The following is a 26936-nucleotide window of genomic DNA, read 5'->3' on the forward strand; positions in this document are numbered from 1 at the left end:
TCCAACACGCCCAACCTCCGCCTGCTCGTCGTCGACGACGAGCCCGACCTGCGCACGCTGTACGAGCTCACCCTGTTGCGCGAGGGTTACGACGTCGACAGTGCTGGCTCGGTGGCGGAAGGCTGGGCGATGCTGCAGCAACGCGGCGCGGGCGGCTATCAGCTGTTGATCACGGACATGCGGCTGCCCGACGGCAGCGGGCTGGACCTGCTGCACCGGCTCCAGGAGGCCGGCCGGCCCGAGAAGACCGTGGTCATCACGGCCTACGGCTCACCCGAGAACGCAGTCGAGGCCTTGAAGTCGGGCGCCTACGACTACCTCACCAAGCCCGTCGACCTGCGCCAGTTCCGCGCCGTCGTGGCGTCGGCATTGGGCCGCCTGCCCACGGCGCCTGCGACGCGCAAAACGCCACCGGCGGGTGCACCGCGGCGGCCGGCGCTGCAGCGGCTGCTCGGCGACTCGGTCGCGATGCAACAGGTGCGCTCGCTGGTGGACAAGGTGGCGCGCAGCATGGCCCCGGTGCTGGTGCATGGCGAGTCGGGCACGGGCAAGGAGCTGGTGGCGCGGGCCATCCATGACTGCTCGGCACGTGCCGGCGGCCCGTTCGTGGCTGTCAACTGCGGGGCCATTCCCGAGAGCCTGCTCGAGGCGGAGTTCTTCGGCTACCGCAAGGGTGCGTTCACCGGCGCCCACGAAGACCGCGAAGGCTTCTTCCAGGCCGCGCAGTCGGGCACGCTGTTCCTCGACGAGATCGGCGACCTGCCGCTGTCCATGCAGAGCAAGATGCTGCGCGTGATCCAGGAGCGCGCCGTGCGCCCACTGGGCGCGACCGCCGAACAGCCCGTGAACGTGCGCATCGTCAGCGCCACGCACAAGGACCTCGGTGCCGAGGTGCAGAGCGGCCGTTTCCGGCAGGACCTTTTCTATCGCCTCAACGTCATTTGCATCGTCGTGCCGCCGCTGCGCGAGCGCATGGGCGACGTGCCGGCCATTTGCCGCGCGGTCATCGAGCGTATCGCCCGTGATGTCGGTGTGACGGTGCCCCCCGAGCTGGCGCCAGACGCCGAGCAGCGCCTGCTCCGCCATGCCTTCCCGGGCAACGTTCGCGAGCTCGAGAACCTGCTGCATCGCGCGCTGGCATTGGCCAGCGGGCCCGATATCGGCGTCGACGACCTTGGCCTGCCCGCAGGCCGCTTCGAAGACACGGTCGCAGAGGCCGAACCGCAGCAGCAGCCCGGGGCGGCCTTGGCCGCTGCGGTCGAGCCCACGCTGCCGAGCGACCTCGTGGCCTACCTTGACGAGGTCGAGCGGCAGGTGCTCGAACGCGCGCTCAAGCGCCATCGCTACAACCGGACTGCCGCCGGCGCGAGCCTGGGACTTTCACTGCGGCAGATGCGTTACCGCATGGCCCGGCTGGGGATCGGCGGCGATGCGGCGGCGGCCGAACCCGATGGCGATCCGACCTGAGCGGCGCGTCCGCGGCGCTTGCAGGGCCGGGCGGTGAGCCGGCGTGCGGCTTGGCACGGCGACGGCTGGTGGGCACCGGCGTCCTGGCGCCCTTCACCCAACGTGGGGCCGCGTCCGCCGGGCGTGCAGCCGACGCTGGCCATCGTGCACTCGATCAGCCTGCCGCCGGGCCACTACCGGGGCGATGCGGTCGAGCGCCTGTTCACGAACCGCCTGAATTGGGACGAGCACCCGTACTTCGAGTCCATCCGCGGCCTGCAGGTCTCGGCCCACTTCTTCGTGCGGCGCAGCGGGCGCGTCGTGCAGTTCGCCGCCACGGGCGCGCGCGCCTGGCATGCGGGTGTGTCGAGCTGGCGTGGGCGGTCGAACTGCAACGACTGGTCCGTCGGCATCGAGCTCGAAGGCCTGGACAGCGGTGGCTTCGAGCAGGCGCAATACGCTTCGCTGGTGTGCCTGCTGGCTGCGCTGGCCCGCCGGTATCCGCTGCGCGAGGTGGTGGGGCATGAGGACGTGGCCCCGGGTCGCAAGACGGATCCCGGGCCAGCGTTTGACTGGTTCGGCCTGGCGCGTAGCCTGCAACGCAGCCCGCTGCGGGTGCCGCGTGTCGGGCTGGCTCCGCGGCGCGCTTCAGCAACGGTGCGCTCTCCGGGGCCGTGACGCTGCGTTTCGCCCCTGCTGGCGCGGCGGCCGCAGCGGCGTACCAAGACGGGCGCGGCAGTGTGGCCAGCGAGCCGCGTCTGGCCGCTGACGGATCGCGGCCGCGCGTGCGCGGCCGCGGCGTCGGCACAACGGTGGGCAATCCGGGAAGGCCCTTGGTGCACACTAGCGCTAGTGCCTTGATGGGGGTTGGCACCCCAGATATAGTGCTTTACCGGGAATCCCGCTGACCGCGGCGGCCCTCCGACACCACCGGGCCCGTCACGCGCAGGCCGTGCTTGGCGACAGTACCCGCCCACCCGGGCAGGGGCGCCTGGGCATATTCACCGCATCGACGGCTTGCGCGCCGGCGGTGCGCATCACGAACGACACAGAGGGGATCGAATGCAATCTGTCGACATCGCCACCCCGGCGCCGCAGCGCATGCCGCTGGCCAGCACCAGCACCGCTCCGCAGGCCGGCGCCTACACCGCTTACCAGATCATCCGCCGCAACGGTGCGGTGGTGGGCTTCGAACCCGACAAGATTGCGGTCGCGCTGATGAAGGCGTTCCTGGCGGTGCATGGCACGCAGGGCGCGGCCTCGGCCAGCGTGCGCGAGACGGTCGAGCAGCTCACCGGCAGCGTTGTGCGCGCGCTGCTGCGCAGCCGCCCGGGTGGCGGCACCTTCCACATCGAGGATGTGCAGGACCAGGTCGAACTCGGCCTGATGCGCGGCGGTCACCACGAAGTGGCGCGCGCCTACGTGCTGTACCGTGAGCGCCGCGCGCAGGAGCGCGCGCGCCAGGGCACGCCGGCGGTCGTCAAGGCGCCCGACCTGCACGTGCTGGAGAACGGCCAGCGCGTGCCGCTGGACATGGGCGCGCTGCGCGCCCTGGTCGACAGCGCCTGCGCCGGCCTCGGCGCTGAGGTGCAGGCCGACCCCATCATGGCCGAGACCCGCCGCAACCTTTACGACGGCGTGCCGATCGACGAGGTCTACAAGGCCGCCATCCTGGCCGCGCGCACCCTGATCGAGAAGGAGCCCGCCTACACGCGCGCCACCGCGCGTCTGCTGCTGCACACCATCCGCCGCGAGATCCTGGGCGAAGAGATCAACCAGGCGCAGATGGCCACGCGCTACGCCGAGTACTTCCCGCAGTTCGTCAAGAAGGGCATCGAAGCCGAGCTGCTCGACGACAAGCTGCTGCAGTTTGACCTCGTCAGGCTCGGTGCCGCGCTCAAGGCCGAGCGCGACCTGCAGTTCGACTACCTTGGCCTGCAGACGCTGTACGACCGCTACTTCCTGCATGTGTCCAAGCGGCGCATCGAGATGCCGCAGGCCTTCTTCATGCGGGTGGCCATGGGCCTGGCGCTCAATGAGATCGACCGCGAGGCCCGAGCCATCGAGTTCTACGAGGTGCTCTCCAGCTTCGACTTCATGAGCAGCACGCCCACGCTGTTCAACAGCGGAACACGGCGCAGCCAGCTCAGCAGCTGCTACCTCACCACGGTGGCCGACGACCTGGACGGCATCTACGAGGCCATCAAGGAGAACGCGCTGCTGAGCAAGTTTGCCGGTGGCCTGGGCAACGACTGGACGCGCGTGCGCGCCCTGGGCAGCCACATCAAGGGTACCAACGGCGAGAGTCAGGGCGTCGTGCCTTTCCTGAAGGTCGTCAACGACACCGCAGTGGCCGTCAACCAGGGCGGCAAGCGCAAGGGCGCGGTCTGCGCGTACCTCGAGACCTGGCATCTCGACATCGAGGAGTTCCTCGAACTGCGCAAGAACACCGGCGACGACCGGCGTCGCACGCACGATATGAACACCGCCAACTGGATCCCCGACCTGTTCATGCGGCGCGTCATCGAAGGCGGTCACTGGACGCTGTTCAGCCCCAGCACCTGCCCCGATCTGCACGACAAGTTCGGCACCGGGTTCGAGGCCGCCTACGCCGCCTACGAGGCCAAGGTCGACAGTGGCGAGCTCAAGCTCTTCAAGCGCATGCCGGCCCGGGACCTGTGGCGCAAGATGCTCTCGATGCTGTTTGAGACGGGCCATCCCTGGATCACCTTCAAGGACGCCTGCAACGTCCGCTCGCCGCAGCAACACGTGGGCGTGGTGCACTCGTCGAACCTGTGCACCGAGATCACGCTGAACACCTCCGACACCGAGATTGCCGTCTGCAACCTCGGTTCGGTGAACCTGGTGCAGCACCTCAAGGATGGCCGTATCGACCAGGCCAAGTTGAAGAAGACCGTGTCGACGGCCATGCGCATGCTCGACAACGTCATCGACATCAACTACTACGCGGTGAAGAAGGCTCGCGACAGCAACCTGCGCCACCGCCCGGTGGGATTGGGCTTGATGGGCTTCCAGGACTGCCTGTACCAGCTGCGCGTGCCGTACTCGAGCACCGAGGCCGTGGAGTTCGCCGACCGCAGCATGGAGGCCGTGTGCTACCACGCCTACTGGGCCAGCACCGAGCTGGCTGCCGAGCGCGGCCGTTACAGCAGCTACCGAGGCAGCCTCTGGGACCGCGGAGTCCTGCCGCAGGACACGCTGTCGCTGCTGGCCCAGGCGCGCGGCGGCGAGCAGTGGGTGCAGGTTGACCGCAGCGAGTCGATGGACTGGCCCGCCCTGCGCCAGCGCATTGCCGAGCACGGCATGCGCAACAGCAATTGCGTGGCCATCGCGCCCACGGCCACCATCAGCAACATCATCGGTGTCGACGCCTCCATCGAGCCGAGCTTCGGCAACTTGAGCGTCAAGAGCAACCTGTCGGGCGAGTTCACGGTCGTCAACGAGTACCTGGTGCGCGACCTCAAGAAGCTCGGCCTTTGGGACGATGTGATGGTGGTTGACCTCAAGCACTTCGACGGTTCGCTGCGGCCGATCGACCGCGTGCCGGAGGAGCTCAAGCGTCTGTACGCCACGGCCTTCGAGGTCGACCCGAGCTGGCTCATCGAGGCCGGCGCGCGGCGCCAGAAGTGGATCGACCAGGCGCAGTCGCTCAACATCTACATGGCCGGCGCGTCGGGCCGCCGCCTCGACGAGACCTACAAGCTCGCGTGGCTGCGTGGGCTGAAGACCACGTACTACCTGCGCACCACCAGCGCCACCTACAGCGAGAAGAGCACGGTGGCCCCGGGTGCGCTGAACGCGGTGCCCATGGTGGAGGGTGCAACCGGCGGCGCGGTGTCGACGGCCGTTTCGGCGGCGAACGCCGAGCCCGCGAGCGACGTCAAGTTCTGCTCGATCGACAACCCCGATTGCGAAGCCTGCCAGTGAGGCCTTGCTGATCGACGGGCCGCATCGTCGGCAGGCACTGCATGGGTCCTGCCACGATGCGCTGCTGCAACAACGAGTTCATCGCGATGTCAACCAGTGCTTGGTGTTCGCGCACAACACTCGGATAATTCAACGCCACAGGACGTAGAACCCATGCTGGTCTGGGAAGACGAAGTCAAGCCACAACCCACCGTGATGCCGCCGCAGGCGCCGATCGCGCCGCCGAAGCCTTCAGCCCACAGCGCGCCGATTGCCGCTCCGGCATTCTCGGTGCTACCCGCAGCAGCATCGCTGCCGCTTCAGCTGCCCAGCAATCCGTTTCCGGCAGTCGCCACGCTGCCCACGCCGCCACGGGTCGCAGCGTCTGGCGACGCTCACGCCAGCGGCGAGCGGCGCGTCAACATCGCCGACAAACGCATCATCAACGGCCAGACCGACGTCAACCAGCTGGTGCCGTTCAAGTACAAGTGGGCCTGGGAGAAGTACCTCTCCACCTGCGCAAACCACTGGATGCCGCAGGAGGTGAACATGTCGCGCGACATCGCGACATGGAAGGATCCCAACGGCCTGACCGAAGACGAGCGCCGCATCATCAAGCGCAACCTCGGCTTCTTCGTCACCGCCGACTCGCTGGCCGCCAACAACATCGTGTTGGGCACCTACCGCCACATCACGGCGCCCGAATGCCGGCAGTTCCTCTTGCGCCAGGCGTTTGAGGAGGCCATCCACACGCACGCCTACCAGTACATCGTTGAGAGTCTCGGCCTTGACGAAGGCGAGATCTTCAACGCCTACCACGAGGTCTCGTCGATCCGGGACAAGGATGAGTTCCTGATCCCGTTCATCGACGCGATCATGGACCCCCACTTCCACACCGGCACGCCCGAGGCCGACCAGAAGTTGCTGAAGAGCCTGATCGTGTTTGCCTGCCTGATGGAGGGCCTCTTCTTCTACGTCGGCTTCACGCAGATCCTCGCGCTGGGCCGGCAGAACAAGATGACGGGTGCAGCTGAGCAGTACCAGTACATCCTGCGCGACGAGTCGATGCACTGCAACTTCGGCATCGACTTGATCAACCAGATCAAGCTCGAGAACCCGCACTTGTGGACGCCGGCCTTCAAGGCGGAAATCAAGGCGCTGTTCGAGAAGGCTGTCGAGCTTGAGTACCGCTACGCCGAGGACACCATGCCGCGCGGCGTGCTGGGCCTGAACGCGAACATGTTCAAGGGCTACCTGCGCTACATCGCCAACCGGCGCGCGACGCAGATCGGCCTGGATCCGCTGTATCCCAACGAGGAGAACCCTTTCCCCTGGATGAGCGAGATGATCGACCTGAAGAAGGAGCGCAACTTCTTCGAGACCCGTGTCATCGACTACCAGACCGGCGGCGCGCTGGCCTGGGACTGAGCCATTGCGCAGTCCCTTGCCGGAGAGCGGGCCAAAGCCCGGCGCACGGGCACCGTGCGGCGGGGCGACAGAGAGATCAAGAATGACGGATCAAGCCCGGCGATCAGACCGGGCGGGTTCGTGACCCCGTTCATCGCACCGGGGCGACCGCCGGGGGCACGTGCCCACCGGCAGACCCCCGGGTGATGAATCCCCGCGCCGGAACGACCGGCGTGGTGCTTGTTGCAACTTGATCAAGGAGATCGTTATGGCAACTGCGAAGAAGGCCGCTCCGGCCAAGAAGGCTGCGGCGAAGAAGGCCGCTCCGGCGAAGAAGGCGGCCGCCAAGAAGGCCGCCCCCGCCAAGAAGGCGGCGCCGGCGAAGAAGGCCGCTCCGGCCAAGAAGGCGGCGGCCAAGAAGGCTGCACCGGCGAAGAAGGCTGCTCCGGCCAAGAAGGCGGCGGCCAAGAAGGCCGCACCGGCGAAAAAGGCCGCCCCGGCCAAGAAGGCGGCCCCGGCGAAGAAGGCTGCAGCCAAGAAGGCCGCGGCGCCGAAGAAGCCGACGGCGAAGAAGGCGGCTGCCAAGAAGGCCGCGAAGAAGCCGGCGGCCCCCGCGCCTGCTGCGCCTGCGGCCGCGCCTGCTGCCCCTGCCAAGACCACGCTGAATCCGGCGGCCGCCTGGCCGTTCCCCACGGGCAACAAGCCCTGAGTTCAGCGGGGCCCCGGCGGGCCTGGGGCTATCCGACAAGGGCGATCCGCAAGGGTCGCCCTTTTTTCTGTCGGGTCTTCGCCGTTCAAGGCGCTTCCGCGTCGACATGGGCGGAAAGAATCATGACGCGGGGTGGTGGCAGGAGTGGACCATGAGTCAGTATCTGCGACGGGTTGAAGAAGCGATACGAACGGATCGCGACCCCTACAGACGGGCGGAGAGTCGGGCGTTGCGGGCCCAGTACTTGGCGCGACTTAGCCGGTTTGCCGAGGCGCAAGGGGAGATTGATGCCTTGCGTCAAGACTTCGGGAGCGGCCAAAGCGGCCGTGTCACCTGCCTGGTCATGATCGCCGAAGGCGTCCTGCATCACTACCAGTCCTTCAGCGCAGTCGCGACCGACCGGCTCAGTCGGGCGCTCTTTCTGGGGCAGGCCATGCGGGACGGCGAAGTGATCGCCCTGGCCGCGGCGTGGAAGGGCTTTCTGGACTTCGAGTACTCACGCTTCGAGTCGATGGCGCGAACACTGGCGCTGGCCATAGACTCCTGGCCGCCCCAGGAGCACACGGCGAAGACAAGAGTCTTCCTCGTGCTCATGCTTGCGGAGATGGTCTTGGGCAAGTCCGAGGCCGCCCAGCTCTGTTTCAGGCAGGCGCACCATCATGCGGTGGCCGACGGCGACCAGGCCTCGATCGATGCGCTGGTCTTCGACCGGGCTTCGTTCGCCCTGTCCCGTCAACGTCTGGATTGGGCCCTGGGCCAAGGCAACCCCGACTGGATCGAAAGAACCAGGCTTGAGCTGGAATCGTCCCGTAACCTGAACAAGCTGGTGAGCATCCAGACCCTGGCCGAGCATGTGGTGTTCGGCCTTGCGCGGACGGACTTGATGCTTGGCGAGTTCGCCAAGGCCGCCACCGCTCTCGAAGCTTATGTCGGCAGCAAGTCGTTTCGCGCCGGTCACTTGAACGACTCCGCTCTCCGTGCCGAGCTGGCCTATTGCCACTGCATGGCCGGCGAGAGGGCGCGCGCACAGCACTTCGCGGCCTTGATCGACATCGAAGCGCTCAGGACCTTGGATCCCGACGAGCGGGTGGTCCTGTCGAAGATGCTCCTGGCGCTTGAGCAGGCCGGGCTGGACATCCCCGGAGCGCCGTCCGTGTCTGAATTCGCGCGAGACGCATCGAGCGATCATCAGGAGTTCGAGCGCCGGCTGGGCGAGGCGCTGGCTCTGTTGCGGCCACGGCTGCCAGAATCTGCGTTCTGACCGCCCTTCCCGCCGAGCCTGGCGCCTCCCCACGTGAACACCTTGATCGCCCTTGTCATGGGCTCCTCCAGTGACTGGGAGACCCTGCGCCACGCTGCCGAGATCCTCGATCGTTTCGGCCTGCCCTACGACAAGCAGGTGGTCTCGGCGCACCGCATGCCCGATGAGTTGTTCGCATATGCCGAGCAGGCCGCCGGCCGAGGCATCCGGGCCATCATCGCGGGGGCTGGGGGAGCGGCGCATCTGCCCGGTATGTTGGCCGCCAAGACCACGGTGCCGGTGCTGGGCGTGCCGGTTGCCAGCAAGCATCTGCAAGGCCTCGACTCGCTCTATTCGATCGTGCAGATGCCCAAGGGCATCCCGGTGGCCACCTTTGCCATCGGGGCCGCCGGTGCAGCCAATGCCGCGCTGTTCGCGGTGGCGATGCTGGCTCTTGCGGACGCGCCGCTGCACGAGCGTCTCGAGGCCTTCCGCGCCGAGCAGACCGCCGCCGCCCGGGCCATGACGAAGGACCTGACGTGAGGGTCACCGCGCCCGCGCCGCAGGCCCGCGCCGTCGCGGTGCTCGGCGGTGGTCAGCTCGGGCGCATGTTCGTGCACGCCGCCCAGGTGGCCGGCCTGCGCGTGACCGTGCTCGAGCCCGACGCCGCCAGCCCTGCGGGTGCGGCCGCCGACGACCACCTCGTCGCCGCCTACGACAACGAGGCCGCGCTCGCTGTGCTTGCGACAGGCTGCGGTGCGGCCACCACCGAGTTCGAAAACGTGCCGGCGCAGGTGTTGCGGCAGCTCGCCGCGCGCATCACGGTGTCGCCGCCGGCGGCCGCGGTCGAAGTCTGCCAGCACCGCGCGCGCGAGAAGGCCTGCTTCCAGGCCGCCGGTGTGCCCTGTGCGCCATTTGCCGTGGTCGACAGCGAGGCCACGCTGGCTGCCGCGGCCGGCGCCGGGCTTGTGCCGGGCATCCTCAAGACGGCCACGCTCGGTTACGACGGCAAAGGCCAGATGCGCGTCGACAGCGCCGGGGCGCTGGCTGTGGCCTGGCAGCAGCTCGGCCGCACGGTCTGCGTGCTCGAACAGCGACTGCCGCTGGCGCGCGAGATCAGCGTCATCGTCGCGCGCGGGCGCGACGGCCACAGCGTGCACCTGCCGGTGCAGCAGAACCTGCACCACGAAGGCATCCTGGCCGTCACCGAGGTGCCGGCGCCCGACGTGAGCACGGGGCTCGCCGACCAGGCCGTGGCCTGCGCCCGCCGCCTGGCCGATGCGCTGGACTATGTCGGCGTGCTGTGTGTCGAGTTCTTCGTGCTCGCCGACGGCAGCCTGGTGGCCAACGAGATGGCACCGCGACCGCACAACTCCGGCCACTACAGCATCGACGCCTGCGACCTGTCGCAGTTCGACCTGCAGCTGCGCACGTTGATGGGATGGCCGCTCACGATGCCCCGCCAGCATTCGCCGGCCGTCATGCTGAACCTGCTGGGCGAGTTGTGGTTCGACGGCGTGGCCACCACGGTGCCGCGTGAGCCCGACTGGCCCGCCGTGCTTGCGTTGCCCGGCGTGCGGCTGCACCGGTACGGCAAGGCCGAGCCGCGGCGCGCGCGCAAGATGGGCCACCTCACGGTGACGGCGGCCACCGCTGCCGAAGCCCGTGCCGTGGCCCTGCAGGCGGCGGCGCGCCTGGGCCTGCCGCCGTTCTGAGCGGCCGCGTCGAAGCCGCCATGCCGCTGCTGCAAGGCCCCGAGGGCGTGCACCGTGCTGCACGGGCCTTGGCCGACGGCGAACTGGTGGCCTTCCCCACCGAGACCGTCTACGGCCTCGGCGCCCGCGCCGATGACGACGCGGCCGTGGCGCGGATCTTCGCCGCCAAGGGGCGCCCGGCCGACCACCCGCTGATCGTGCACGTGGCCTCGTTCGCGGCCGCCCAGGCCTTCGCGGCGGTGCTGCCCGACAGCGCCCGCCGCCTGATGCAGGCCTGCTGGCCAGGCCCGGTGACGGTGATCGTGCCGCGGCGCGACGGCATCGGCGCCGCAGCGGCGGGTGGGCAGGCCAGCGTGGGCCTGCGCATGCCCTCGCATCCGCTGGCCTTGGCGCTGCTGCACGAGGCGGCAGCCCTGGGCGTGCCCGGCGTGGCCGCGCCCAGTGCCAACCGCTTCGGCCGGGTCAGCCCAACGCTGGCCGCGCATGTGCAGGCGGAGTTCGGCCCGGCGATGTGGGTGCTGGACGGCGGCCCCTGCGAGGTCGGCATCGAGTCGGCCATCGTGGACTGCACGCGGTCGCCGCCGGCTGGTCCGGCGCTCTTGCGTCCGGGCCAGCTCGGGCGCGAAAGCCTCGAGCAGGTGCTCGGGCAAGTCCTGGCCGAGCCCGACGCGGCCTCGCCCAGGGCTTCGGGCACGCTGGCGTCGCACTACGCGCCGGCCGCCGCGCTGCGGCTGGTCGCACCGGCCGACTGGCACGACGCCGTCGAGGCGGCACCGCCCCTGCCCGGGGTGGCGCTGTACACGCGCCGGGTGCCGCCGCCGGGGTGGTGGCACCGGCCGATGGCCGCCGGAGCCGACGCCGCGGCGCACGAATTGTTTGCCGTGCTGCGTGAGCTCGACGCCGCGGGCGCGCGGGCCATCTGGGTCGAGGCCCCGCCGGCCGTCCTGGCCTGGGACGGTGTGCGCGACCGCCTGCGTCGTGCCGCGGCCTGAACCGCCGGGTGGCCGTCCGCGGCCGGGCGATGCGCGTCCGGGCGACAATGCGCGCTCTGATACCGGAGCATCGATGAGTCCTCGTCTTCCCGGTCGCCGGCCCCACAGGGCGTTCGGCGCCATGTTCGCCGCCCTGGCGGCCGCGCTGGCCGTCGTCGCCTGCGGCGGCAGCACCTCGCAGCTTGAACCCTTCGTCGCCGAACGGGTGTTCGCCGTCGGTGATGACGCCAGTGCGCTCACCAGCGAAGGGCGCAACTACGCCGTCAACGGCCTGAACACCGAGGGCACTGCCGTCAACTGCGCCGCCAGGCCCAACTGGGTGCAGGTGGTCGCGGGCCTGTACGGCCTCACGCTGGCCCAGTGCAACACGGCGACGCCGCCAGCGACCCCGCGCGCATTCACGCTGGCGGCGCCCGGCGCCCGCGTGGACGACGCCGTGACGCAGATCGATGCGCAGATCGCTGCCGGCGGCTTCCGCGACAAGGACCTGACGCTGTTCTTCATGGGCATGAACGACGTGCTTGAGCTGTACCAGCAGTACCCGGCGCAGTCCGAGGCTGCGCTGCTCGCCGAGGCTGGGCGCCGCGGCGAGCGCGCGGCGGCCCAAGTCAACCGGCTGGTCGACCTGGGCAGCAAGGTCCTCGTCGCCAACCTGCCGGACATGGGTCTGTCGCCTTACGCCCGCGCCCAGGCCGCGGCCCACGCCGGCAGCGGCTTCGACCGTGCGGCGCTGATCTCGCGGCTGACGCTGGCGTTCAACGAGCGGCTGGGCGTGCGCATCCGCATCGACGGCCGCTTTGTCGGCCTCGTTCAGCTCGACCTGCGCACTCAGCAGGCGGTGAGCATCTCGCCCTCTTATGCCGGCTTCAGCGACATCGCCACCGCGGTGTGCACGGCGGCACCGCCCAACTGCACCACCGCCACCGTGGTGACCGGCATCGACGCGGCCTCAGCCCTGTGGGCTGACGGTACGCGGCTGGGCTCAGGCGGCCAGTCCGCCCTGGCCCAGCTCGCGCTGCAGCGCGCTCAGCTCAACCCCTTCTGACGCTCGCGGAGCGGCCCCTGACAAACCCGGACTCGGGTTTGGCCGGGCGCGTGAGGTGCTGCCGTGCCCGTACAGTGATTGGTGTTGAATCGAACGGTCGTTCGATTCTCACCGGCCCTGTTGCCGGCCCCGCGGCCGAGGAGACACGATGATCCGATTGCGCACCACCCTCACCGGACTGGCCCTGGCCGCCCTGCTCGTCGCCTGCGGCGGCAATGACGGCAACAGCGCCGACACCACGCCGGCCGTGCGGGTGGCGGCGCTGAAGGTGATGGGCGACAGCCTGGCCGACGTCGGCACCTTCGGGTTGCGCTTCACGGTGCAGGGCAGCGAGAGCCTGACCTTCCCCGAGCGCATCGGCGTGCTGTACGGGCTGGGCCGCGGCTGCAACTTCTTCGCCTTCACCGGCACCACCTTTGTGCCCAACACCGCGGCGGGCTGCAGCAACTACGCGATCGGCGGCGGCGTCATCAACGGCACCGGGTCGGGGCTGACACCTTCCGACCCACGGATCATCTCGGTGCAGCTGGCGGCGGCCACGGCCGCAGGCAATTTCGGCGCCAACGACCTGTTGCTCGTCGACGGGGGTGGCAACGACGCCGCCACGCTGGTGGGTGCCTACCTGAGCGCCGCGACCGACGGCGGCGCGGCCTACACCGCGCTGCTGGGCACGCTGCTCACGCCAGCGCAGGTGGCGGCGGCGGTCAGCGGCGGCGCTGCCGGGCTGGCGGCGGCCGGTGGCCAGTACATGCAGGCACTGGCCGACCGCTTCGCCGACCAGCTGCGCGACGGAGCCCTCAACAAGGGCGCACGCCGCATGGCGCTGCTCAACATGCCCGGCATCACCAACACCCCGCGTTTCCAGGCGGTGCTCGACGGCATTGCCGCGGCCTCCGGTGGCGGCAACGCCGGGGCTGCGGCGCGCGCGCAGAGCGAAGCCCTGTTCAAGGGCTGGGTCGAGGCCTTCAACGCCCGTCTGGCGGCGCGCTTTGCCGGCAACACCTCGGTGGTGATCATCGACTTCTACACCGCCTTCAACGAGCAGATCGCGATGCCCGCGCAGTACGGCCTGAGCAACGTTCGCGCCACGGCCTGCCCGGTCACCGGCGTGGGCACCGACGGCCTGCCCACCTACAACTTCGCCACCTGCACCGACACCGCGCTGTCGGCGGCGCCGCCGGCCGGTGCCACCGGGGGGGCGAACTGGTGGCGAAGCTACGCGTTCTCCGACGGCTTCCACCCCACGCCCTACGGCCACCAGTTGCTGGCGCAGGCGATCTCGCTCGAACTGGCCCGCGCGGGCTGGCTGTGAACCCGTTGCCCGGAGAACTGTCCATGAGCGCCTTCCACCGTCTCTTCCGCGCCCCTTCAACGGGCACCAGGGCCTGCATCGCCTTTGTGGCGGCTGCGGCCTGCCCGGGCCTGGCGGCCGCCCAGGGCGCCGGCAGCTGGCTGCTGCGGGGCGGGGCCACCACGATCCAGCCCCAGGTCCAGAGCGGCGACCTCTCGACCCCGAGCACGCCGCGCTCCCAGGCCGACCTGGAGTCCGACACCCAGGCCACCGCCGGCATCACCTACATGATCACCGACCGCTGGGCACTCGACCTGCCGCTGTCGGCCGGCTTCAAGCACGATCTCGTCGGCGCGGGTGCGCTGGCCGGCGTCGGCAGGCTGGCCGAAGTGAAGCTGCTGCCGATCAGCCTGATGCTGCAGTGGCGCTTCGGCGAGGCCGACGCCGCGCTGCGCCCCTACCTGGGCCTGGGGCCGACCTACGCCCGCTTCTACGGTTCGCGCAGCACGGCGGCGTTGTCGGGCATCACCGGCGGCAGCCCGGCGCGGCCCACCACCCTCGAGATCGAGTCGAAGTGGACCGCCAGCGTGCAGCTGGGCGCGGCCTGGCGCGTCGCGCCGCGCTGGCAGCTCGATGCCGCGGTGTCGCACACGCCGCTCAAGACCGAAGGCCGGCTGTCGACCGGCCAGACGCTGCCCATGAAGCTCGACCCGCTGAGCCTGAGCCTGGGCCTGGCCTACCGGTTCTGATCCCCGGCGCCACGGGCGCCGCGCTCGACGACGATCTTCGTCGTCAGGATGGTCGCGGCCAGAGCCAGCGTCACCGCGTTGGCAACGATGATCGGCCACTCGCCCAAAGCCAGGCCGTACAGCAGCCAAAGCGCCACGCCGGCGGTGAAGGCCGCGTACATCCCCAGCGAGACGCCGCGCGTGTCGCGCGTGCGCAGCGTCAGGATGGCCTGCGGCAGGAACGAGGCGGTGGTCAGCGTGGCGGCCGCGTAGCCGATCCAGTCTTGTGCGTTCATCTCGGGCAGAGCCTCCGGTTCGTGGTCGCTCAGCGCGCCGGTGCGTCGCGCACGGTCCACTGCACCAGCGTGTCCAGTGCCGGCCGTGCGGCGCCGGCCTGCGGGTGGTTGACCATGGCGACGAAGATGTAGCGGCGGCCGCTGTCCGACAGCACGTAGCCGGCCAGCGCCGTCACCTCGCGCAGCGAGCCGGTCTTCAGCTGCGCGCGGCCCCCGGGCGCGCGTGAGCGGCGCAGCGTGCCGTCCTGGCCGCTGATGGGCAGCGAGGCCAGCAGCTCGCCGAAGTGCGGCCCGTCGGCGGCCTGCTGCAGCAGCCGCGCCAGCCGCCGTGCCGGCAGGCGCGACAACCGCGACAGCCCCGAGCCGTTGTCGACCACCACCGCCGCGTCCAGCGCGCCGGTGCGTTCGGCCAGCCACGCCGCCAACACCTCGCGCGCACGCTCGGCCGTCACCGGCGGCGCTGGCGTGCCGGCGGGCGCGGCGTTTAGCGCCAGCGTCAGCAGCAGCTGCTGCGCCATCACGTTGTTGCTGAACTTGTTGATGTCGCGCACGACCTCGGCCAGCGGCGGCGAGCGCAAGGTCAGCGTGGGCGGCGTGCCCTCGGGGGCCGCGCCCTCGCGGACCCGGCCGCTCAGCGTGCCGCCCAGCTCCTGCCACAGGCCCAAGAGCAACCGGGCGTCGTAGGTGGCGGGCTCGGCGTCGGCCAGCGGCCAGTTGCGCTCACCGCAGGCAGCAGGGTAGCTGCCGGCAAAGCGCAGCCGGCGCGGCTCGGCACTGGCGCGCAGGCCGGCACGCCAGTCGCCGCAGGGCGTGCCGGCGGCGGCCAGGGGCACGCTGGCGTCGACGGTGGTGTGCGCCAGCGGGGTGTCCAGCGCCACGCGCGCCACACCGGCCGAGGTGTCGGGCACGAAGCTGACGATGGAGGAGCGGAAGTTCAGCAGCAGCGCCGCCGGCAGCGCGTTGTAGGGGCGCAGCCGTTCGCCGTCGAAGTCGCCCGGGTCGCCGGGCTGCGGCGCAAAGGCACGGCCGTCGAGCACGATGTCGCCGCGGATCTCGCGCAGGCCCCACTGGCGCAGCTGGCGCAAGGCCAGCCAGAGACGCTCGACCACCAGCTTGGGGTCGCCGCGGCCCTGGATGACGAGATCACCCTGGAGCACGCCGTCCTTCAGGGTGCCGGTCAGCCACAGCGGCGTCGGCCAGGTGTAGGCGGGGCCCAGGCGCTCGAGCGCTGCCAGGGTGGTCGGCAGCTTCATCACCGAGGCCGGGTTCATGGGCGCGTCGGCGCGCCAGGCCAGCGCGGGCTGCGCCGCGCCCAGCTCCTGCACCAGCACCGCCACGGCATCGAGTGGGATGGCGGCGCGCTGCAACGCCTGGCGCGTCTCGGGCGGCAGTTGCGTCGCGGCGCCGGCCGGCGCGTAGGCCGTGACCATCAGCAGCGCGGTCCACAGCGCCGGGAACAGCGCCCGCAAGGGCAGGGCACGGTGGTTGGCGGCAGGCATCGGAGGCCATGATCGCACGGCTACACTGACCGCATGAGTGCCCTGCCAGGGACGGGGCCGGTGATCCTGGCCCTCGACACCGCCACCGAACGACTCTGCGCCGCGCTGGCCGACGGCCGCACGATCCACACCCACGACGAAGCCGGCGGCGGCGCCGCCTCGGCGCGGTTGCTGCCGGCCTTGCAGGGGCTGCTGGCTCGGGCCGGTGTGGCCGGGCCGGCGCTGGATGCCATCGCCTTTGTGCAGGGCCCGGGCGCCTTCACGGGCCTGCGCACGGCCTGCGCGGTGACCCAGGGCCTGGCCTGGGGTTGGCGCAAGCCGGTGCTGCCGCTGGACGCGCTGATGCTGCTGGCCGAAGACCTGCGCGAGCCCTCGGCCTGGGCCGAGGGTGCCGAGGTCGCCGTGGCCGTCGACGCGCGCATGGACGAGATCTACGCCGCCCGCTATGCCTGGCGCGGCGGCCGGTGGCAGTCCACGCAGGCCCCGGCGCTGTGGGCCTGGCCCGCGCTGGCCGAGGCCTGGGCAGCCGCGCCGGTGCCCCAGGGCCTGGCCGGTTCGGCCCTGGGTCCATTCGCTGACCGCATCGCCTGGCCGGCCGCCGCGTGGCGCCGCGACGAGCCGCTTGATCGTGCCGCGGCGCTGGGCCGCATGGCCCTGCAGGCCTGGGCCCAGGGCGCCGCCGTGCCCGCGGCTGCGGCCCTGCCGCTGTACCTGCGCGACAAGGTGGCGCAGACCACGGCCGAACGCGCCGCGGCGCGCGTCGCCCGAGCCGCCTGATCCGCCGCCACCGATGAACGCCCGGCTCCCCAACCCGCCCGCGCCGGCCGATGCGCCGACGGCCACGCCGTGGCCGGCGCTGCAGGCCATGACCCCGGACGACGTGGATGCCGTGCTTGCCGTGGAGGTGCGCGCCTATGCCCACCCCTGGTCGCGCGGCAACTTCATCGACTCGCTGGCGGCCGGTTACGCCGCCAGGCTGGCCCGCGATGGCGAGGGCGCCGTGCTGGGCTACTTCGTCGCCATGCCCGGCGTCGACGAACTCCACCTGCTGAACCTGACCGTGGCGCCCGAGCATCAGGGCCAGGGCCACGGCCACGCCTTGCTGACGGCGGTGCTGGCCGATGCGCGCGGGCTGCCGGCGTCGCGGATGCTGCTGGAGGTGCGCGAGAGCAACGCCCGCGCGCGGCGGCTCTACGCGGCCCGTGGCTTTGCCGAGATCGGCCGCCGCCGCGCCTATTACCCGGCGCGCAGCGGGCGCGAAGACGCCATCGTCATGAGGCGCGTGCTGGAGGCCGCCGATGGCTTGGACTGAGCGCCAGCACCGCCTGCTGGCGGCGATGGGGCTGCGGCTGCTGGGCCCGCCGGCACGGGACGCGCTGGCCGCATCCCTGCCCGAGGCCGCACCCGAGCCCACGCCCGCTGTCGGCCTGGCCGAGGCGCCGCCGAGGCGCACCGCGCCCAGGCCTGCGCCCGGCTCGGCGCCCATGACGGCGTCCGTTCCTGCCGCAGCGGCGCCTTCCGCCCTGGGCTCGCTCGGCGCGCTCGACTGGCCCGCCCTGCGCCAGGCCGTGGCCGATTGCCGCGCCTGCGGGCTGTGCGAGAAGCGCACGCAGACGGTGTTCGGCGCTGGCCACGAGCAGGCGCGCTGGATGGTGGTGGGCGAGGCCCCGGGCGAGCAGGAAGACCGCGAGGGCGAGCCCTTCGTCGGCGCCGCCGGCCAGCTGCTCGATCGCATGCTCGCGGCCTTGCAGCTCACGCGCGCCGCCGACGGCGAGGCGCCGCAGGAGCAGCGCGTCTACATCGCCAACACGCTGAAGTGCCGGCCGCCGGGCAACCGCAACCCGCAGCCCGACGAACTCGCGAAGTGCGAGCCTTTCCTCGTGCGCCAGATCGAGCTGCTCAAGCCTCGCATCATCCTTGCCATGGGCCGCTACGCCGTGCAGGCGCTGCTGCGCTCCGAAGAGCCCATCGGACGGCTGCGCGGCCGCATCCACCGCTACCAGGGCGTGCCCTTGGTGGTGACCTACCACCCGGCCTACCTTCTGCGCAACCAGCCCGAGAAGGCCAAGGCCTGGGACGACCTCTGCTTCGCGGCCGACGTATTCGAGCGCGGGGCCTGAACCGCACCCCGGGCGCGGAACCGGCTATGCCGTGCCGCTGCCCGGGCCCCCTCGGGGGGCGGCGAGCGTCAGCGAGCCTGGGGGCTCGTCTTCTTTGGCCGCGTCCAGCCGGGGATCGTGGTCTGCTTCGCCCGGGCCACCGTCAGCTGTCCGGCCGGCGCATCCTTGCTGACCGTGCTGCCGCCGCCGATGGTGGCTCCGGCTCCCAGCGTCACCGGCGCCACCAGCACGCAATTGCTGCCCACGTGCACGTCGTCGCCGATGATCGTGCGGTGCTTGTTCGTTCCGTCGTAGTTGGCCGTGATGCTGCCGGCGCCGTAGTTGACGCGCGCGCCCACCGTGGCGTCGCCGAGGTAGGCCAGGTGGTTGGCTTTGGCACCGGCGGCCAGTGTGCTGTTCTTGACTTCAACGAAGTTGCCGATGTGCACCTCGTCGCCCAGCACAGCGCCCGGCCGCAGCCGCGCGTACGGGCCCACCCGTGCACCGGGGCCAACCTCGGCACCCTCGATGTGGGTGAAGGGATGGATCACCGCGCCGGCCGCGATGCGGGCATCGCGGATCACGCAGTGCGCGCCGACGCGCACGCCGTCGTCCAGGTGCACGCTGCCCTCGAACACGCAGCCGACGTCGATCTCGACATCGCTGCCGCAGGTGAGGGCACCCCGCACGTCCAGCCGGCCGGGGTCGGCCAGACGCACGCCGGTGTCCATCAGCGCATGGGCCACGCGCCGCTGCTGGCGGCGTTCCAGGTCGGCCAGCTGGTGCGGGCTGTTGACGCCCAGCACCTCGGTCTCGTCGGGTGCCGCCACGGCCACCACCGGCACGCCCTCGGCCACGGCCAGCGCCACCACGTCGGTCAGGTAGTACTCCCCCTGCGCGTTGTGGTTCTTCAGGGCCATCACCCAGCGCGCCAGCAGTGCGGTGGGGGCGGCCAGCATGCCGGTGTAGACCTCGCGCAGGGCGCGCTGCTCGGCGCTGGCGTCCTTGTGCTCCACGATGGCGCGCACCGAGCCGGCTGCGTCGCGCACGATGCGGCCATAGCCTTGGGGGTCGGCCAGTTCGATCGTCAGCAGCGCCAGCGCGCCGCTGCCGGCAGTCTGCGCCGCGGCGTCCACCAGCGCCTGCGCGGTGGCGGCGCGGATCAGCGGCACGTCGCCGTTGAGCACCAGCGTCGTCGCGTGCCTGGGGTCAAGAGCCGGCACCGCCTGCTGCACGGCGTGGCCGGTGCCCAGCTGCGGCAGCTGGCGCACGAAAACCAGCCCGGAGCCGGCGCAGGCGGCCTCGACCTGCTCGGCGCCATGGCCGGTGATCACGACGGTGTGGCGCGACGCCGCATCACCCACGCGGGCAACGGCATCGAGCACGTGCTGCAATAGACTTCGGCCGGCGATCGTGTGCAGCACCTTCGGCCGCGCGCTCTTCATGCGGGTACCCTTGCCCGCGGCCATGATCACGACGTTCAAACCCATGCCCGATTCCCGCATCCGGTGGTGGAAGCTGCTGATCATAGGCAGCGTGCTGCTCGTGGCCGCGGGCTGCAGCGCGCTGCGTGTGGCGTATTCCAACGGGCCGACGCTGGCCTGGTGGCAGCTGGACGGCTGGGTCGATGCCGACCGCAGCCAGGCTCCGGCGGTGCGGGCCGCCATCGACCGCTGGTTCGCCTGGCACCGCAGCACCCAGCTGGCGCCCACGGCGGCCTTGTTGGCCGAGGCGCGCGCGCAGGTGATGCAGCCGGTCACGCCCGAGGCGCTGTGCCGCTTCAACGAGCGCGTGCAGACGCTGACGCAGCCGGCCATCGGACGCGCCCTCGAAGAAGCGGCCGATTTGCTGCCGCTGCTCACCGAGGCCAACTTCAAGGCCATGGAGACCAAGGCCGCCGACGAGCGGGCGGACGACCGCGAGCGCTTCCTGCAGTCCGACCCCGCCGAGCGCCGCGCCGAGGCGTTGGAGCGCGCGCGCAAGCGTTTCGAGCGCCTTTACGGCCGGCTCGGCGAGCCCCAGCTGGCCGTGCTGCGCGACGGCCTGGCCGAGCTGCCGCTGGACCCGGAGCGCTGGCTCGCCGACCGCGAGCGGCGCCAGCGCGAGATGCTGGCCCTGCTGCGCCGGCTGCAGGCCGAGCGCGCGCCGCGCGAGCAGCGGATCGCGGCGCTGCGGGCCATCGCCGCAGAGGGTCTGCAGCCGGCCGATCCCGAGCGTCTGGCGCGCCAGCGCAAGCTCGTGGAGGCCAACTGCGCCCTGGCGGCCCGGCTGCACAACAGCACCACCACCGCCCAGCGCGAGCGCGCACGCGCCAACTTCCTGGCCTGGGAGACCGACCTGCGCGCCGTGATGGCGCCGCCCGTCGGCAGCGCTACGGCGGCGACTTCGACTTGACGACGGCGTAGCGCGCGAGCGTCTTCTCGCGCGCCTGGGCGTGGTCGACCACGGGCTGCGGGTAGTTGCGGCCGAGCTGCAGGCCCGCGGCGGCCAGGTCCACCGGCCGCGCCACCCAGGGCGCGTGGATGGCGGCGTCGGGCAGGGCGGCCAGCTCGGGCACATAGCGGCGGATGAAGCGGCCCTGCGGATCGAACTTCTCGCTCTGGCTCACCGGGTTGAAGATGCGGAAGTAGGGCTGCGCGTCGCAGCCCGAGCTCGCCGCCCACTGCCAGCCGCCGTTGTTGGCGGCGAGGTCGAAGTCGTTGAGGTGCCGCGCGAAGTGGCGCTCGCCCCAGCGCCAATCGAGCCCCAGGTCCTTGCTGAGGAAGCTCGCCGTCACCATGCGCAGGCGGTTGTGCATGTAGCCGGTCTGGGCCAGCTGCCGCATGGCGGCGTCGACCAGCGGGTAGCCCGTGCGGCCCTCGCACCAGGCGGTAAACAATCCCTCGGCGGCCTTGCCGTGCTCCCAGCGGATGCGGTCGTACTCGGGCTTGAAGGCGTGTGCCGCCACGCGCGGGTGGTGGTGCAGGATCTGGTGGTAGAAGTCGCGCCAGATCAGCTCCGACAGCCAGACCTCGGCGCCGCGGCTGCCGGCCTGCCGGCGCTCGAGGGCCTGCCGCGCAAGCTGGCGCACACTCACGGTGCCGAAGCGCAGGTGCATGCTCAGGTAGCTGGGGCCCTTGACGGCCGGGAAGTCGCGAGTCTCGTGATAGTGGTCGATGCGATCGAGGAAGTCCGCCAGCAGCGCCTGCGCGCCGGCCGGCCCACTGGGCAGCTTCAGCGCGTGCAGGTTGGTGGCGGCAAAGCCGATGTCGGCCAGTGTTGGCACGCCCGTCTCGGGCGCAGGCCGCGGCGCCAGCGCGGCAGCGTGCGGCGCCACCGCATGGGCCTTCAGCGGCAAGGGCTCGATTTTCTTCAGCCAGGCGTTCTTGTAGGGCGTGAACACGCTGAAGGCGCCGCCAGCGAGCGTGAGCACTTCGCTGCGCTCGAACACCACGTGGTCCTTGCTGGTGTGCAGAGCCACCCCGGCACCGGCCAGCCGGCCGCGCAGCAGCGCGTCGCGTGCCAGCGCCGCGGGCTCGTCGTCGTGGTTGGCGAACACGGCCTGCACCTGCAGCGTCGCGGCCAGCGCCGGGATCTCGTCCTTCGGCCAGCCGTGGCGGACGATCAGCCCGGCGCCTTCGATGCCGTGCGAGGCCGCCAGCGCGCGCAATTCGGCGTCGACGCCGACCAGGCTGTCGCGGATGAACTCGACGCGGCGGTCTGCCCGGGGTAGCGCGTCCAGGATGTCGCGGTCGAAGACGAACGCGCACCACACCTGCCGGGCCTGCGTGAGTGCGTGGTGGAGCGCGGCATGGTCGTCGGCGCGCAGGTCGCGGCGCAGCCACACCAGCGCGCGGGCCAGGGGCTTTTCGGCGGAGTGGGCGGGGGCTCGGGCCGGCTTCATCGCAGGGCCGCAAGTGTGCCGCACGACCTAGAATCCACCTCATGGCCGACCCCGTCAAGCCCGATTCAGCGCCTTGCGCGGCGCGCATTGACCTGACGAACCACTTCCTGGTCGCCATGCCGGGCATGGCCGACGAAGCCTTCGAGCGCACGGTGGTCTACCTGTGCGAGCACACCGAGAAGGGCGCGCTGGGCCTGGTCATCAACAAGCCCATCGACATCACGCTCAAGAGCCTGTTTGAGAAGATCGAGCTCAAGCTCGACCACCGCGCCGAGCTGGCGGCCCAGCCGGTGTTCTTCGGCGGCCCGGTGCAGACGGAGCGCGGCTTCGTGCTGCACGAATCCACCGGACCCGAGTCGCCCTACAACTCCACCTTGTCGGTGCCTGGCGGCCTGGAGATGACGACCAGCAAGGACGTGCTCGAGGCCCTGGCCGGCGGCGCCGGCCCGCGGCGCGTGCTCGTGACGCTGGGCTATGCCGGCTGGAGCGCCGGGCAGCTGGAACACGAGATCGGCCGCAACGGCTGGCTCACCGTGGGCGCCGACCCGGCGGTGATCTTCGACACGCCCGTGCCGCAGCGCTACGACAAGGCGCTGTCGCTGCTCGGCATCGATCCGCGCATGCTCTCTGCCGAGGCCGGACACGCATGACCGGTGCGGCGGCGCCGGCCACACTGCTGGCCTTCGACTACGGCACGCGCCGCACCGGCGTGGCGGTGGGCAACACGCTGCTGCGCCGGGCGCGCCCGCTGTCCACCCTGGTGGCCGAGGGCGACGCCGTGTTCGCCCAGGCAGAACCCCTGATCCGCGAGTGGCAGCCGGCCGCACTGGTGGTGGGTATACCGCTGCACCCCGACGGCGCCGCGCACGAGAACACCCACCGCGCCGAGCGTTTTGCGCGCCGGCTCGGTGGCCGTTTCGGCCTGCCGGTGCACCGCGTCGACGAGCGCTACAGCACCACCGAGGCGCTGGCCGCCGGTGCGCGCGGCCAGGCGGCCGATGCCGCCGCCGCGGCGCTCCTGCTCGACCAATACTTCCGGGAGCAAGATGCTGCAGCTTGACGCCGAAGCCCTCTACGCCGAGCTGCTGGCCGGCTTGAAGCCCCTGCTGAAGCCCGATTCGCGCCTGGTGGGCATCTGGCGGGGCGGCGCCTGGTTGGCCGAGCGGCTGCAGCGCGACCTGGGCCTGCCCGGCAGCCCGGGCGTCATCAGCAGCACGTTGCACCGCGACGACTACGCCGAGCGCGGCCTGGCCGCGGGCGTCGGGCGCACGGCGCTGCCCTTCGCCATCGACGCCGCGCACCTGGTGCTGGTGGACGACGTGCTCTACACCGGCCGCACCATCCGCGCCGTGATCAACGAGCTCTATGACTTCGGCCGCCCGGGCAGCGTGCAGCTGGCCGTGCTCGTGGACCGCGGCGGCCGCGAGCTGCCCATCGCGGCGGCCTTTGCCGCGGCGCGCCTGGTGCTGCCGGCCGAGCAGAAGCTGGCCCTGGCGCGCGCCGACGACGGCCGCTTCTCGTTCAGCGTGGAGGAGGCCTGATGCGCAGCAAGCGCAACCCGCAGCTCAACGCCCACGGCGAGCTGATCCACCTGCTCAGCATCGAGGGCCTGCCACGCGCGGTGCTGACGCAGATCCTCGACACCGCCGGGACCTTCCTGAGCGTCAACGACCGCGAGGTGAAGAAGGTGCCGCTCTTGCGCGGCAAGAGCGTGTTCAACCTGTTCTTCGAGAACAGCACGCGCACCCGCACGACCTTCGAGATCGCCGCCAAGCGCCTGAGTGCCGACGTCATCAACCTCGACATCGCGCGCAGCAGCACGGCCAAGGGCGAGAGCCTGCTCGACACCATCGCCAACCTCAGCGCGATGCACGCCGACATGTTCGTGGTGCGCCATGCCGAGAGCGGCGCGCCGTATCTCATCGCGCAGCACGTGGCGCCGCACGTGCACGTGGTGAACGCCGGCGACGGGCGCCACGCGCACCCGACGCAGGGCCTGCTCGACATGTACACGATCCGCCACTGCAAGCGCGACTTCACGCAGCTCACCGTGGCCATCGTCGGCGACATCCTGCACTCGCGCGTGGCGCGCTCCGACATCCACGCGCTCACCACCCTGGGCGTGCCCGAGATCCGCGCCGTGGGCCCGAAGACGCTGGTGCCGGGTGACCTGGCCGGCATGGGCGTGCGCGTTTGCCACAACATGGCCGAGGGCATCCGTGGCGCCGATGTGATCATCGTGCTGCGTCCGCAGAACGAGCGCATGAGCGGCGCGATGATCCCGAGCGCGGCCGAGTTCTTCAAGCAATATGGTCTGACGCAGGAGAAGCTGGCGCTGGCCAAGCCGGACTGCATCGTCATGCACCCCGGGCCCATCAACCGCGGCGTCGAGATCGACAGCGCGGTGGCCGACGGCACGCACAGCGTGATCCTCCCGCAGGTGACCTTCGGCATCGCGGTGCGCATGGCCGTCATGAGCACGATCGCGGGAAATCAAGCATGAGCCCCCACGCTCACATTCGTTCGCGGCCTCCCGAGGGGGCGCGGCCCTCCTCAAGGCGGCCCATCGGAGGGCCGGCATGAAGATCCTCATCCGCAACGGCCGCGTCATCGACCCCGCCAGCGGCCGCGACGAGACGGCCGATGTCGCCATCGCGTCGGGCCGCATCGTCGGCATCGGCACGCCCACCGAGTTCGCGGCCGACCGCGTGATCGACGCCACCGCCCTGGTGGTGGCCCCCGGCCTCGTGGACCTGGCCGCGCGGCTGCGCGAGCCCGGGCAGGAGCACGAAGGCATGCTCGAGAGCGAGCTGGCCGCGGCCGCTGCCGGCGGCGTCACGAGTCTCGTGTGCCCGCCCGACACCGACCCTGTGCTCGACGAGCCGGGGCTGGTGGAGATGCTCAAGTTCCGCGCCCGCAAGCTCAGCCGCTGTCGGTTGTTTCCGCTCGGCGCGCTGACGCGCGAGTTGAAGGGCGCCACGCTCACCGAGATGGCCGAGCTCACCGAGGCCGGCTGCGTGGGCTTCTCGCAGGCCGATCTGCCGCTGCCCGACAGCCTGGTGCTCATGCGCGCGCTGCAGTACGCCGCCACCTACGGCTATGCCGTTTGGCTGCACCCGCAGGACGCCGCGCTGGGTCGGGGCGTCGCGGCTTCGGGGGCGGTGGCCACCAGGCTGGGCCTGTCGGGTGTGCCCGTGGTGGCCGAGACGATCGCGCTGCATACCCTCATCGAACTCGTGCGGGCCACCCGGGCGCGGGTGCACCTGTGCCGGCTGTCCAGCGCGGCCGGCGTGGCCCTGGTTCGCGCGGCCAAGGCGGAGGGCCTGCCGATCACGGCCGACGTCAGCATCAACTCGCTGCACCTCACCGACGTCGACATCGGCTTCTTCAATCCCGACATGCGCCTCGTGCCGCCGCTGCGCCAGGGCGCCGACCGCGACGCGTTGCGCGCCGGGCTGGCCGACGGCACCATCGACGCGCTCGTCTCCGACCACAACCCCGTGGCCGAGGACGCGAAGAACCTCCCCTTCGGCGAAGCCGAGCCGGGCGCCACGGGCCTGGAGTTGCTGCTCAGCCTGGCGTTGCGATGGGGCCGCGACAGCGGGCTGCCCCTGCACACCGCGCTGGCCCGCGTGACCTGCGATCCCGTGCGCGTGCTCGGTGACGCGGTGGGATCCCTCGCCAGCAGCGCCGGCCGCCTGGTCGAAGGCGGCGTGGCGGATCTCTGCCTGTTCGACCCCGCCGACGACTGGGCCCTGACGCCGGGCATGCTGGTCAGCCAGGGCCAGCACACGCCTTTTGCCTTTGGCCACACCGGCATGGCGCTGCCCGGGCGGGTGCGCTGCACCCTGGTGGCGGGCACGCTGGCCTTCGAGAGCGGCAGGCGCTGATGCGGTCGCTGATCGCGCTGCTGCGCCTGCTGCGCTGCTGCCTGCATCTGCTGCACGGCATGGCGGTGATGACGCGCTTTCCAGCGCTCGACGCGGCCGGGCGCCATGCGCGCATCGGCTGGTGGTCGGCGGCGCTGGTGCGCCATCTCGGCCTGGCGTTGCACGTCAGCGGCACGGCACCGCGGTCCGGGGCCACGCTGGTCGTGGCCAATCACGTGTCCTTTCTCGACATCGCCGCCATCCACGCGGCCATCCCGCACGCGCGCTTCGTCTCCAAGGCCGACGTGCAGGCCTGGCCCTTGCTGGGCTGGCTCATCAGAAACGCCGGCACCTTGTTCATCGAGCGCGAGCGCAAGCGCGACGCGTTGCGCGTGGTGCACGCGATGGCCGAGTCGCTGCAGCGCGGCGAGACGGTGGCCGTGTTTCCCGAAGGCACCACGGGGCCGGGCGACGTGCCGCTGCCCTTTCATGCCAACCTGCTGCAGGCGGCCATCGCCACCGGCACGCCGGTGCAGCCGGTGGTGTTGCGCTACGCCGTGCCAGGCGAGCGCTGCGCCACTGCCGCGCAGTTCCTCGGCGAGACCACGCTGCTGCAGGCGGTGTGGCGCATGGCCTCGGCGCGCGCACTGGCCGTGCACGTCGACATCCTGCCGCCGGTGGCCAGCGCCCACGCCGACCGTCGAGCGCTGGCCGAACACCTGCGCCAGCAGGTGGCCGCGCGCCTGGGCGCTTGAGGTCGCCCCCGGCGGCGGTCAAGGTGCCCGGCGAA

General features: G+C 71.2%; 26 protein-coding genes. 22 read left to right on the top strand and 4 right to left on the bottom strand.

Going from position 1 to position 26936, the window contains the following annotated elements:
• Window positions 1-21: 21 nt before the first annotated feature.
• From KA711_08085 to KA711_08140, 12 genes are all read left to right on the top strand, one after another.
• Window positions 22-1467 (top strand): sigma-54-dependent Fis family transcriptional regulator, encoded by a 1446-nt coding sequence (locus KA711_08085; protein MCM0608943.1) that lies wholly within the window; start codon window positions 22-24, stop codon window positions 1465-1467.
• 33 nt (window positions 1468-1500) lie between these two features.
• Window positions 1501-2124: a 1,6-anhydro-N-acetylmuramyl-L-alanine amidase AmpD gene (ampD, locus tag KA711_08090; GenBank protein ID MCM0608944.1), complete on the top strand. Its 624-nt coding sequence runs from the start codon at window positions 1501-1503 to the stop codon at window positions 2122-2124.
• Between the two features lie 384 nt (window positions 2125-2508).
• Window positions 2509-5394 (top strand): ribonucleoside-diphosphate reductase subunit alpha, encoded by a 2886-nt coding sequence (locus KA711_08095; GenBank protein MCM0608945.1) that lies wholly within the window; start codon window positions 2509-2511, stop codon window positions 5392-5394.
• Window positions 5395-5664: 270 nt separating this feature from the next.
• Window positions 5665-6801: a ribonucleotide-diphosphate reductase subunit beta gene (locus KA711_08100; protein MCM0608946.1), complete on the top strand. Its 1137-nt coding sequence runs from the start codon at window positions 5665-5667 to the stop codon at window positions 6799-6801.
• Between the two features lie 247 nt (window positions 6802-7048).
• On the top strand, window positions 7049-7489 hold the full coding sequence (locus KA711_08105) for a histone (GenBank protein MCM0608947.1): 441 nt from the start codon (window positions 7049-7051) through the stop codon (window positions 7487-7489).
• A gap of 151 nt (window positions 7490-7640) precedes the next feature.
• Window positions 7641-8750, top strand: a complete 1110-nt coding sequence (locus tag KA711_08110) for a hypothetical protein (protein ID MCM0608948.1) — start codon at window positions 7641-7643, stop codon at window positions 8748-8750.
• A gap of 33 nt (window positions 8751-8783) precedes the next feature.
• Window positions 8784-9272, top strand: a complete 489-nt coding sequence (gene purE, locus KA711_08115) for a 5-(carboxyamino)imidazole ribonucleotide mutase (GenBank protein ID MCM0608949.1) — start codon at window positions 8784-8786, stop codon at window positions 9270-9272.
• 65 nt (window positions 9273-9337) lie between these two features.
• Window positions 9338-10444 carry a 5-(carboxyamino)imidazole ribonucleotide synthase gene (locus KA711_08120; GenBank protein MCM0608950.1) on the top strand — a complete coding sequence of 369 codons (1107 nt, stop codon included), beginning with the start codon at window positions 9338-9340 and terminating at the stop codon, window positions 10442-10444.
• Between the two features lie 20 nt (window positions 10445-10464).
• Window positions 10465-11436 (top strand): threonylcarbamoyl-AMP synthase, encoded by a 972-nt coding sequence (locus KA711_08125; protein MCM0608951.1) that lies wholly within the window; start codon window positions 10465-10467, stop codon window positions 11434-11436.
• Between the two features lie 121 nt (window positions 11437-11557).
• The gene (locus tag KA711_08130; protein MCM0608952.1) at window positions 11558-12481 is read left to right on the top strand and encodes an esterase; all 924 of its coding nucleotides are present in this window, start codon (window positions 11558-11560) and stop codon (window positions 12479-12481) included.
• A gap of 148 nt (window positions 12482-12629) precedes the next feature.
• Window positions 12630-13793, top strand: a complete 1164-nt coding sequence (locus KA711_08135; GenBank protein MCM0608953.1) for a phospholipase — start codon at window positions 12630-12632, stop codon at window positions 13791-13793.
• 23 nt (window positions 13794-13816) lie between these two features.
• Window positions 13817-14521, top strand: a complete 705-nt coding sequence (locus KA711_08140; protein ID MCM0608954.1) for an OmpW family protein — start codon at window positions 13817-13819, stop codon at window positions 14519-14521.
• Here KA711_08140 and KA711_08145 read toward each other — a convergent pair.
• Window positions 14509-14796 carry a SemiSWEET family sugar transporter gene (locus KA711_08145; protein MCM0608955.1) on the bottom strand — a complete coding sequence of 96 codons (288 nt, stop codon included), beginning with the start codon at window positions 14794-14796 and terminating at the stop codon, window positions 14509-14511. The two genes, KA711_08140 and KA711_08145, sit on opposite strands and share 13 nt — an antisense overlap.
• 29 nt (window positions 14797-14825) lie before the next feature.
• On the bottom strand, window positions 14826-16226 hold the full coding sequence (gene dacB / locus KA711_08150) for a D-alanyl-D-alanine carboxypeptidase/D-alanyl-D-alanine-endopeptidase (GenBank protein ID MCM0608956.1): 1401 nt from the start codon (window positions 16224-16226) through the stop codon (window positions 14826-14828).
• A gap of 102 nt (window positions 16227-16328) precedes the next feature.
• Here dacB and tsaB point away from each other — a divergent pair, with 102 nt between their 5' ends.
• From tsaB to KA711_08165, 3 genes are read left to right on the top strand one after another with little or no spacing between them, the layout of a single operon-like run.
• On the top strand, window positions 16329-17072 hold the full coding sequence (tsaB, locus tag KA711_08155) for a tRNA (adenosine(37)-N6)-threonylcarbamoyltransferase complex dimerization subunit type 1 TsaB (protein ID MCM0608957.1): 744 nt from the start codon (window positions 16329-16331) through the stop codon (window positions 17070-17072).
• A gap of 13 nt (window positions 17073-17085) precedes the next feature.
• Window positions 17086-17607 carry a ribosomal protein S18-alanine N-acetyltransferase gene (rimI, locus tag KA711_08160; GenBank protein MCM0608958.1) on the top strand — a complete coding sequence of 174 codons (522 nt, stop codon included), beginning with the start codon at window positions 17086-17088 and terminating at the stop codon, window positions 17605-17607.
• Window positions 17594-18415, top strand: a complete 822-nt coding sequence (locus tag KA711_08165; protein MCM0608959.1) for a uracil-DNA glycosylase — start codon at window positions 17594-17596, stop codon at window positions 18413-18415. The genes rimI and KA711_08165 overlap by 14 nt, the downstream gene beginning before the upstream one ends.
• Before the next feature lie 68 nt (window positions 18416-18483).
• On the opposite strand, the gene glmU is transcribed toward KA711_08165, so the two are convergent.
• Window positions 18484-19884 carry a bifunctional UDP-N-acetylglucosamine diphosphorylase/glucosamine-1-phosphate N-acetyltransferase GlmU gene (gene glmU, locus KA711_08170; GenBank protein ID MCM0608960.1) on the bottom strand — a complete coding sequence of 467 codons (1401 nt, stop codon included), beginning with the start codon at window positions 19882-19884 and terminating at the stop codon, window positions 18484-18486.
• 34 nt (window positions 19885-19918) lie between these two features.
• Between glmU and KA711_08175 the strand changes: the two genes are divergently transcribed.
• The gene (locus tag KA711_08175) at window positions 19919-20788 is read left to right on the top strand and encodes a hypothetical protein (GenBank protein MCM0608961.1); all 870 of its coding nucleotides are present in this window, start codon (window positions 19919-19921) and stop codon (window positions 20786-20788) included.
• On the opposite strand, the gene KA711_08180 is transcribed toward KA711_08175, so the two are convergent.
• Window positions 20766-22277, bottom strand: coding sequence for a deoxyribodipyrimidine photo-lyase (locus KA711_08180; GenBank protein MCM0608962.1), 1512 nt, complete (start codon window positions 22275-22277; stop codon window positions 20766-20768). The genes KA711_08175 and KA711_08180 overlap by 23 nt on opposite strands.
• Window positions 22278-22318: 41 nt before the next feature.
• On the opposite strand from KA711_08180, the gene KA711_08185 reads away from it, so the two are divergent.
• The 6 genes from KA711_08185 to KA711_08210 all read left to right on the top strand — a co-directional run bounded on the left by KA711_08185 (window position 22319) and on the right by KA711_08210 (window position 26901).
• Window positions 22319-22927: a YqgE/AlgH family protein gene (locus KA711_08185; protein MCM0608963.1), complete on the top strand. Its 609-nt coding sequence runs from the start codon at window positions 22319-22321 to the stop codon at window positions 22925-22927.
• The gene (ruvX, locus tag KA711_08190) at window positions 22924-23337 is read left to right on the top strand and encodes a Holliday junction resolvase RuvX (GenBank protein ID MCM0608964.1); all 414 of its coding nucleotides are present in this window, start codon (window positions 22924-22926) and stop codon (window positions 23335-23337) included. Before KA711_08185 ends, ruvX begins: the two co-directional genes overlap by 4 nt.
• Entirely contained in the window at window positions 23324-23818 is a 495-nt protein-coding gene (gene pyrR, locus KA711_08195) for a bifunctional pyr operon transcriptional regulator/uracil phosphoribosyltransferase PyrR (protein MCM0608965.1), read from the top strand. Before ruvX ends, pyrR begins: the two co-directional genes overlap by 14 nt.
• Entirely contained in the window at window positions 23818-24780 is a 963-nt protein-coding gene (locus tag KA711_08200) for an aspartate carbamoyltransferase catalytic subunit (GenBank protein MCM0608966.1), read from the top strand. Before pyrR ends, KA711_08200 begins: the two co-directional genes overlap by 1 nt.
• 76 nt (window positions 24781-24856) lie before the next feature.
• Window positions 24857-26167, top strand: a complete 1311-nt coding sequence (locus KA711_08205) for a dihydroorotase (protein MCM0608967.1) — start codon at window positions 24857-24859, stop codon at window positions 26165-26167.
• The gene (locus KA711_08210; protein ID MCM0608968.1) at window positions 26167-26901 is read left to right on the top strand and encodes a 1-acyl-sn-glycerol-3-phosphate acyltransferase; all 735 of its coding nucleotides are present in this window, start codon (window positions 26167-26169) and stop codon (window positions 26899-26901) included. Before KA711_08205 ends, KA711_08210 begins: the two co-directional genes overlap by 1 nt.
• Window positions 26902-26936: the final 35 nt, after the last annotated feature.

Origin of the sequence: Ideonella sp. WA131b, assembly GCA_023657425.1 — a bacterium.
GTDB lineage: Bacteria > Pseudomonadota > Gammaproteobacteria > Burkholderiales > Burkholderiaceae_C > Rubrivivax.

Coding starts and splice junctions, on each gene's coding strand:
- KA711_08135 (MCM0608953.1), top strand. CDS start 12,630: ATGATCCGATTGCGCACCACCCTCACCGGACTGGCCCTGGCCGCCCTG.
- KA711_08095 (MCM0608945.1), top strand. CDS start 2,509: ATGCAATCTGTCGACATCGCCACCCCGGCGCCGCAGCGCATGCCGCTG.
- KA711_08130 (MCM0608952.1), top strand. CDS start 11,558: ATGTTCGCCGCCCTGGCGGCCGCGCTGGCCGTCGTCGCCTGCGGCGGC.
- KA711_08165 (MCM0608959.1), top strand. CDS start 17,594: ATGGCTTGGACTGAGCGCCAGCACCGCCTGCTGGCGGCGATGGGGCTG.
- KA711_08205 (MCM0608967.1), top strand. CDS start 24,857: ATGAAGATCCTCATCCGCAACGGCCGCGTCATCGACCCCGCCAGCGGC.
- KA711_08180 (MCM0608962.1), bottom strand. CDS start 22,277: ATGAAGCCGGCCCGAGCCCCCGCCCACTCCGCCGAAAAGCCCCTGGCC.
- KA711_08110 (MCM0608948.1), top strand. CDS start 7,641: ATGAGTCAGTATCTGCGACGGGTTGAAGAAGCGATACGAACGGATCGC.
- KA711_08120 (MCM0608950.1), top strand. CDS start 9,338: ATGTTCGTGCACGCCGCCCAGGTGGCCGGCCTGCGCGTGACCGTGCTC.
- dacB (MCM0608956.1), bottom strand. CDS start 16,226: ATGGTCACGGCCTACGCGCCGGCCGGCGCCGCGACGCAACTGCCGCCC.
- KA711_08145 (MCM0608955.1), bottom strand. CDS start 14,796: ATGAACGCACAAGACTGGATCGGCTACGCGGCCGCCACGCTGACCACC.
- KA711_08105 (MCM0608947.1), top strand. CDS start 7,049: ATGGCAACTGCGAAGAAGGCCGCTCCGGCCAAGAAGGCTGCGGCGAAG.
- KA711_08140 (MCM0608954.1), top strand. CDS start 13,817: ATGAGCGCCTTCCACCGTCTCTTCCGCGCCCCTTCAACGGGCACCAGG.
- tsaB (MCM0608957.1), top strand. CDS start 16,329: ATGAGTGCCCTGCCAGGGACGGGGCCGGTGATCCTGGCCCTCGACACC.
- glmU (MCM0608960.1), bottom strand. CDS start 19,884: ATGGGTTTGAACGTCGTGATCATGGCCGCGGGCAAGGGTACCCGCATG.
- KA711_08125 (MCM0608951.1), top strand. CDS start 10,465: ATGCCGCTGCTGCAAGGCCCCGAGGGCGTGCACCGTGCTGCACGGGCC.
- rimI (MCM0608958.1), top strand. CDS start 17,086: ATGAACGCCCGGCTCCCCAACCCGCCCGCGCCGGCCGATGCGCCGACG.
- ruvX (MCM0608964.1), top strand. CDS start 22,924: ATGACCGGTGCGGCGGCGCCGGCCACACTGCTGGCCTTCGACTACGGC.
- KA711_08210 (MCM0608968.1), top strand. CDS start 26,167: ATGCGGTCGCTGATCGCGCTGCTGCGCCTGCTGCGCTGCTGCCTGCAT.
- KA711_08185 (MCM0608963.1), top strand. CDS start 22,319: ATGGCCGACCCCGTCAAGCCCGATTCAGCGCCTTGCGCGGCGCGCATT.
- KA711_08200 (MCM0608966.1), top strand. CDS start 23,818: ATGCGCAGCAAGCGCAACCCGCAGCTCAACGCCCACGGCGAGCTGATC.
- pyrR (MCM0608965.1), top strand. CDS start 23,324: ATGCTGCAGCTTGACGCCGAAGCCCTCTACGCCGAGCTGCTGGCCGGC.